The sequence below is a fragment of the Xanthomonas cannabis pv. cannabis genome (assembly GCF_000802365.1).
GTDB classification, from domain to species: domain Bacteria; phylum Pseudomonadota; class Gammaproteobacteria; order Xanthomonadales; family Xanthomonadaceae; genus Xanthomonas; species Xanthomonas cannabis.
On sequence record NZ_JSZE01000172.1, the window covers coordinates 1 to 6113 of the forward strand.

The window sequence follows — 6113 nt, forward strand, 5'->3', positions numbered from 1 at the left end:
GCGACCTGGGGTCGGAAGAGGGCAGCTGGATCAATGGCGTGCAGGTGCGCGATGGTTGGTTGCAGGCCGGCGACCAGGTCGTGTTCGATGCGCGTCACCGCTTCGTGGTGGAAGTCCCGCGCATCCATCACGGCACCACCTGGGACATTCCCGATTCCGAACCGCCGCCGCCGCGTGCCACCGCCGCGCCGGCGCGCGCACCGATGAAGGTCGCACGCTGGCCCTGGCTGCTGCTCAGCGCGGTGTTGCTGGCGGCGGCGCTGAGCGCCTTGCTGTGGTTCGGCGCGCGCTGAGCTTTTTCCAGATCCGCCAGCCCAGCAGCACGGTCAGGATGCCGGCATACAGTGCCGGTTCGCGGATGTCGGACTTCACCAGCCACCAGAAATGCAGCACCGCCAGCACGCCGATCGGATAGATCAGCTGGTGCAGGCGGCCCCAGTTGCGCTTGAGCCGGCGCATCCAGCCCTGGGTCGAGGTGATCGCCAGCGGCAGCAACAGCAGCCAGGCCGCAAACCCCACCGTGATGTAGGGGCGCTTGAGAATCTCTTCGAAGATCTGCGTCCAGAAACCGCGCAGGTCCAGGGTCAGGTACACCAGCAGATGCACGCTGGCGTAGAAGAACGCGTAGAGCCCCAGCATGCGGCGGAAGCGGATCACCACCGCCTGGCCGGTGAGCTGACGCAACGGCGTGAGTGCCAGCGTGATCAGCAGAAACCGTAGTGCCCACAGGCCGGTGCGGTGCTCGATCTCGGCCACCGGGTCGGCGCCCAGTGCATCGCTGCCGTTCTGCCACACCTGCCAGAACTGCCAACAGAGCAGCGCCATCGGCGCCAGTGCGGCAACGTGTACCGCAGTCTTTGCGGCGATCAATGCAATGGAGGTCTTGGCCATGCCATCTCGAAGAGGGGAGCGACGCCGCGTGGGCATGAAGCGTAGGAGCGCACCCGGGCGCGACGGGCCTTACCGGTAAGGCCTGTCGCGCCCGGGTGCGCTCTTACGACCGGTCGATACCGGAGTGAGTGTTGCCTAGAACCACTTCTTCAGATCCATGCCTGCGTACAACGACGCCACCTGATCGGCATAGCCATTGAACGGCTTGGTCGCGATGCGCTCGGCAAACAGCTTGCTGGCAGTGCCAGCGATGCGGCGCTCGGTCTTCTGGCTCCAGCGCGGATGATCCACCGCCGGGTTCACGTTGGAAAAGAAGCCGTATTCGGACGGCTGCAGATCGTGCCAGGCGGTCTCGGGCATCTTCTCGACGAAGCGAATCTCCACGATCGACTTAATGCTCTTGAAGCCGTACTTCCACGGCACCACCAGGCGCAGCGGCGCACCGTTCTGCTGCGGCAACGGCTTGCCGTACAGGCCGGTGGCCAGCAGGGTCAGCGGGTGCATCGCTTCGTCGATGCGCAGGCCTTCGCGATACGGCCAGTTGATCGAGCGATAGCGCACACCCGGCATCTGCTGCGGGTCGGCCAGCGTGGTGAACGCCACATACTTGGCCTTGGAGGTCGGCGCGAAACGCTTGAGCACCTCGCCCAGTGGCACGCCGGTCCACGGGATCACCATCGACCAGCCTTCCACGCAACGCAGCCGGTAGATGCGCTCTTCCGGCGTGACGCCCTTGAGCAGTTCATCCAGCGACAGGCTGCCGGGCTTTTCGCATTCGCCGCCCACTTTCACCGACCACGGCGACAGCTTCAATGTCTTGGCGGCCTTCGACGGGTCGGTCTTGTCGGTACCGAATTCGTAGAAATTGTTGTAGCTGGTGACATCTTCCAGCTTGGTCAACTCCTCGGCGGTGCGAAATCCGCTGCGCGCCTGCGCCGGGGTCACCACCGTCTTGGGCGGTGGCGGCGGGTCAGCCTCGGCGCAACCGGCCACACCCAGTGCCGGCGTCAGCGCAAGCAGTTGCAGCAGCCGACGACGGTCGCGGTAAACGGCCTCATCGGTGATCTCGCTGGACGGCAGGTTGAAAGCAGTGCGAAACGACATGGCAGGCTCCGGCAGTGGCTGCAGCGTGAGAGTAGCCGACCGGGGCAGAAGTTCGTCCCGCGGCTGTCACTACGTTACGTCAGGCTCAGTCAAAAGGATGCAGCTGCAACTTTTTTGCCCGCTGCCAAGGCCGATGCGCTGCGGCATACTAGAAGGCTAGCTCGACAAGGTGTGCCATGACACGCGCGTTCAATTTCAGTGCCGGCCCTGCGACATTGCCGGAATCGGTCCTGCGGCAGGCGCAGGCGGAGATGGTCGAGTGGAATGGCGTTGGTGCCTCGATCGTTGAAATCAGCCATCGCAGCGCGGATTTCATGGCGGTCGCGGCCGCGGCCGAAGCCGATCTACGCACCTTGCTGTCGATCCCCGACGACTATGCCGTGCTGTTCACGGCCGGTGGCGCCACCACGATCCAGGCGCTGCTGCCGCTGAACTTCGCCGCGCCCGGCCAAGCCGCCGACTATGTGATCAGCGGTCACTGGGGCAAGACCGCGATCAAGCAGGCGGCACCTTACGTGGACGCACGCATTGCCGCCGATGCACAGGCGGGCAGCTTCACCGAGATTCCGCCGGTAGCCAGCTGGACCTTGTCGCCGCACTCGGCCTATGTGCACATCACCGCCAACGAAACCATCCACGGTGTCGAATTCCGTGAGACACCGGATGTGGGCACACTGCCCTTGTTTGCCGATTTCAGCTCATCCATTGCGTCCGAGCCGCTGGATATCTCGCGTTATGGGCTGATCTATGCCGGTGCGCAGAAGAACCTCGGGCCGGTGGGGATTTCGGTGCTGATCGTGCGGCGCGACCTGCTCGAACGCGCCGGGCAGCCGCGCGCCGACATCTTCAATTACGCCTCGCATGCGGCACGCGATTCGATGCTCAATACGCCGCCAACCTGGAACTGGTATCTGCTCGGGCTGACCGTGAAGTGGATGCTGGAGCAGGGCGGGGTGACCGAATTTGCGCGGCGCAACGCGGAAAAGGCCGGCCTGGTGTATGCGGCCATCGATCGTTCCGGCGGCTTTTATCGCAACCTGGTCACACCGGCGGTGCGCTCGCGCATGAACATCCCGTTCTTCCTGCCGGACGAGCAGTTGGATGCGTTGTTCGTGAGCGAATCCAAGGCCGCCGGGCTGCTTGCGTTGAAGGGCCACAAAGCCGTCGGCGGTATTCGTGCATCGCTGTACAACGCGATGCCGGTGGCCGGTGCGCAGGCACTGGTGGCCTTCATGCACGACTTCCAGCAGCGTCACGGCTGAGTCCAACTTCGACCGCGGCGCATGCCGCGCAGGCGCGTGCGCCGTCTTTTCAAGGAATGCCCAGCGATGGCACCCAAGTCCAACAAGCCCAAGGCCGCCAATGGCGGCAAACACAGCCCGAGCACGTCTGCCGATACGTCAGCGCGTGCGCCTGGCACCAAACCTGCCAAGGTAGCTGCCAAATCCGTCGCCAAGCCGGCCAAGGCCGTCGCGGCCGCACCGGTGCTGGCCGATGTGCGCGCAAAGATCGACGAGATCGACCGCAACATCCAAGCATTGATCGCCGAGCGCGCCAACTTCGCGCACCAGGTCGGCAAGGCCAAGGGCAAACTGGCAGCGGCGGTGGACTACTACCGCCCCGAGCGCGAAGCGCAGGTGCTGCGCATGGTGGTGGACCGCAACGAGGGCCCGCTCAGCGATGAAGTGCTGGTGCACGTGTATCGCGAAATCATGTCTGCGTGTCTGGCCCAGCAGGAGCCATTGAAGATCGGTTACCTGGGGCCGGAAGGCACCTTCAGCCAGCAGGCCGTGCTCAAGCATTTCGGGCGCTCGGCGGTGGGTCTGCCGATGGCGACCATCGAGGAAGTGTTCCAGGAAGTGGAAGCCGGCAATGCCGATTTCGGCGTGGTGCCGGTGGAGAATTCCGGGCAGGGCACCATCCAGGTCACGCTGGACATGTTCCTGACCTCCAACCTGAAAATCTGCGGCGAAGTCGAACTGCGCGTGCATCAGTATCTGCTCTCGCGCAACGGCCGGCTGGACGACATCGAGCGCATCTATGCGCATTCGCAGTCCTTCGCGCAGACCGCCGGCTGGTTGCGGTCGCATCTGCCCAAGGTGGAGAAGATTGCGGTTTCCAGCAACGCCGAGGGTGCACGGCGCGCGCGTAACGCCGAAGACGCTGCGGCGATCGGCGGCGAGAGCGCGGCGCACGTGTATGGCCTGAAGAAGGTCATCATGAAGTCGATCGAAGACGACGACGACAACACCACGCGCTTCCTGGTGATCGGCCGGCAGATCTTTCCCTCGTCCGGGCACGACCGCACCTCGGTGCTGGTGTTCATCCATGACAAGCCGGGTGCGTTGTTCGATGTGCTCAGCCCGTTCGCACGCCACGGCATCAGCATGAACCGCATCGAGTCGCGGCCCTCGCATCAGGCCAAGTGGGAGTACGGCTTCTTCATCGATCTGGTCGGCCATGTGGAAGACGAGGCGATGAAGCAGGCACTCGCCGAGCTGAAAGCGCATTCGGCACAGATCAAGGTGCTGGGGTCGTATCCGGTGGCGATTCCCTAGGCGCACGAACAGCCGCCGCTATCGGCGCGTTGTGTTGGTGTCGGCAACGCGGCCCTCTTTCAAAGCGCATCGCCACCGCCTGTGGCGATGCGCAGCATTCGGATGATTCGCATGAGCAACAGCACGCAACACTGGATCGCCCGGCAAGGCAGCGCCTTGCGTGGCACCTTGGCCATTCCCGGCGACAAGTCGGTCTCGCACCGTGCGGTGATGTTTGCCGCGCTCGCCGATGGCGTCTCGCAGATCGACGGCTTCCTCGAAGGTGAAGACACGCGCTCTACCGCGGCTATTTTCGCCCAGCTCGGTGTGCGTATCGAAACGCCATCGGCGTCGCAGCGCATCGTGCATGGCGTCGGTGTGGATGGCCTGCAGCCGCCGTCCGAGGCGCTGGACTGCGGCAACGCCGGCACCGGCATGCGCCTGCTGGCCGGCGTGCTTGCCGCGCAGCGCTTCGACAGCGTGCTGGTCGGTGATGACTCGTTGTCCAAGCGGCCGATGCGGCGGGTGACCGGCCCGTTGGCGCAGATGGGCGCCAGGATCGATACCCAGGATGACGGTACGCCGCCGCTGCGGGTGCACGGTGGCCAGACATTGCAGGGCATTGCATTCGTTTCGCCGGTGGCCAGCGCCCAGGTCAAGTCGGCGGTGCTGCTGGCTGGCCTGTACGCACGGGGTGAGACCTCGGTGACCGAGCCGCATCCCACACGCGACTACACCGAGCGGATGTTGTCGGCGTTCGGCGTGGAGATCGATTTCGCTCCCGGCACCGCGCGTCTGCGCGGCGGCCAGCGACTGCGCGCCACCGATATCGCGGTGCCTGCTGACTTTTCGTCGGCGGCGTTCTTCATCGTGGCTGCCAGCATCATCCCCGGCTCGGAGGTCGTACTGCGCGCGGTGGGATTGAACCCGCGGCGCACCGGGCTGCTGGCGGCGCTGCGCCTGATGGGCGCCGACATCACCGAAGAACGTCATGCCGAACACGGCGGCGAACCGGTGGCCGACCTGCGCGTGCGTTACGCGCCGTTGCAGGGCGCGCAGATTCCCGAGGCCCTGGTGCCGGACATGATCGACGAGTTTCCTGCCTTGTTCGTGGCTGCGGCTGCGGCAAGCGGACAGACCGTGGTCACCGGCGCTGCCGAATTGCGGGTCAAGGAATCGGATCGGCTGGCGGCCATGGCCACTGGCCTGCGCACCTTGGGCGTGCAGGTCGATGAAACGCCGGATGGCGCCACCATCCACGGCGGCAGCATTGGCAGCGGCGTGATCGAAAGCCATGGCGACCACCGCATCGCCATGGCGTTCGCCATCGCCGGCCAGCTGTCCACCGGCAGCGTGCAGGTCAACGATGTAGCGAATGTCGCGACCTCGTTCCCGGGGTTCGACACCCTGGCGCGGGATGCCGGCTTCGGGCTCAGCGCGCTGCGCTGAAGTCCACCGGCACCTGCACGCTGCTGATCACGGCATGGCCATCGCGCGTGGCCGGCGCGAAGCGCCACTGGCGCAGACTGTCGGTCACCGCCGCATCCAGGCGCGGGTCGTTGCTGCCGGTGCGTTCGACAA

7 protein-coding genes are annotated in these 6113 nt (G+C 65.2%); 4 read left to right on the top strand and 3 right to left on the bottom strand.

The window, feature by feature from the left end; genetic code table 11:
- Nucleotides 1–293, top strand: a 293-nt coding sequence (locus OZ10_RS19395) for an FHA domain-containing protein (protein WP_039566672.1), incomplete at its 5' end; no start/stop codon positions are given.
- Here the strand turns inward: OZ10_RS19395 and msrQ are convergent.
- Nucleotides 235–891, bottom strand: coding sequence for a protein-methionine-sulfoxide reductase heme-binding subunit MsrQ (gene msrQ, locus OZ10_RS19400; protein WP_039412644.1), 657 nt, complete (start codon nucleotides 889–891; stop codon nucleotides 235–237). The two genes, OZ10_RS19395 and msrQ, sit on opposite strands and share 59 nt — an antisense overlap.
- 135 nt (nucleotides 892–1026) lie before the next feature.
- A complete protein-coding gene (msrP, locus tag OZ10_RS19405; protein WP_039412641.1) occupies nucleotides 1027–1995 on the bottom strand; it encodes a protein-methionine-sulfoxide reductase catalytic subunit MsrP in 969 nt (322 codons plus the stop codon).
- Nucleotides 1996–2171: 176 nt separating this feature from the next.
- Between msrP and serC the strand changes: the two genes are divergently transcribed.
- The 3 genes from serC (at nucleotide 2172) to aroA (ending at nucleotide 5981) form a co-directional block, all read left to right on the top strand.
- Nucleotides 2172–3257: a 3-phosphoserine/phosphohydroxythreonine transaminase gene (serC, locus tag OZ10_RS19410; protein WP_039412638.1), complete on the top strand. Its 1086-nt coding sequence runs from the start codon at nucleotides 2172–2174 to the stop codon at nucleotides 3255–3257.
- Between the two features lie 66 nt (nucleotides 3258–3323).
- The gene (gene pheA, locus OZ10_RS19415; RefSeq protein ID WP_039412635.1) at nucleotides 3324–4553 is read left to right on the top strand and encodes a prephenate dehydratase; all 1230 of its coding nucleotides are present in this window, start codon (nucleotides 3324–3326) and stop codon (nucleotides 4551–4553) included.
- 111 nt (nucleotides 4554–4664) lie between these two features.
- Nucleotides 4665–5981, top strand: a complete 1317-nt coding sequence (gene aroA / locus OZ10_RS19420; RefSeq protein ID WP_039566676.1) for a 3-phosphoshikimate 1-carboxyvinyltransferase — start codon at nucleotides 4665–4667, stop codon at nucleotides 5979–5981.
- Here aroA and OZ10_RS19425 read toward each other — a convergent pair.
- Nucleotides 5965–6113, bottom strand: a 149-nt coding sequence (locus OZ10_RS19425; RefSeq protein WP_039566674.1) for an energy transducer TonB, incomplete at its 5' end; no start/stop codon positions are given. The two genes, aroA and OZ10_RS19425, sit on opposite strands and share 17 nt — an antisense overlap.

Excerpts from the sequence above, each read along its gene's own strand:
- msrQ (WP_039412644.1), bottom strand. The coding sequence starts at position 891 with ATGGCCAAGACCTCCATTGCATTGATCGCCGCAAAGACTGCGGTACAC.
- msrP (WP_039412641.1), bottom strand. The coding sequence starts at position 1,995 with ATGTCGTTTCGCACTGCTTTCAACCTGCCGTCCAGCGAGATCACCGAT.
- serC (WP_039412638.1), top strand. The coding sequence starts at position 2,172 with ATGACACGCGCGTTCAATTTCAGTGCCGGCCCTGCGACATTGCCGGAA.
- pheA (WP_039412635.1), top strand. The coding sequence starts at position 3,324 with ATGGCACCCAAGTCCAACAAGCCCAAGGCCGCCAATGGCGGCAAACAC.
- aroA (WP_039566676.1), top strand. The coding sequence starts at position 4,665 with ATGAGCAACAGCACGCAACACTGGATCGCCCGGCAAGGCAGCGCCTTG.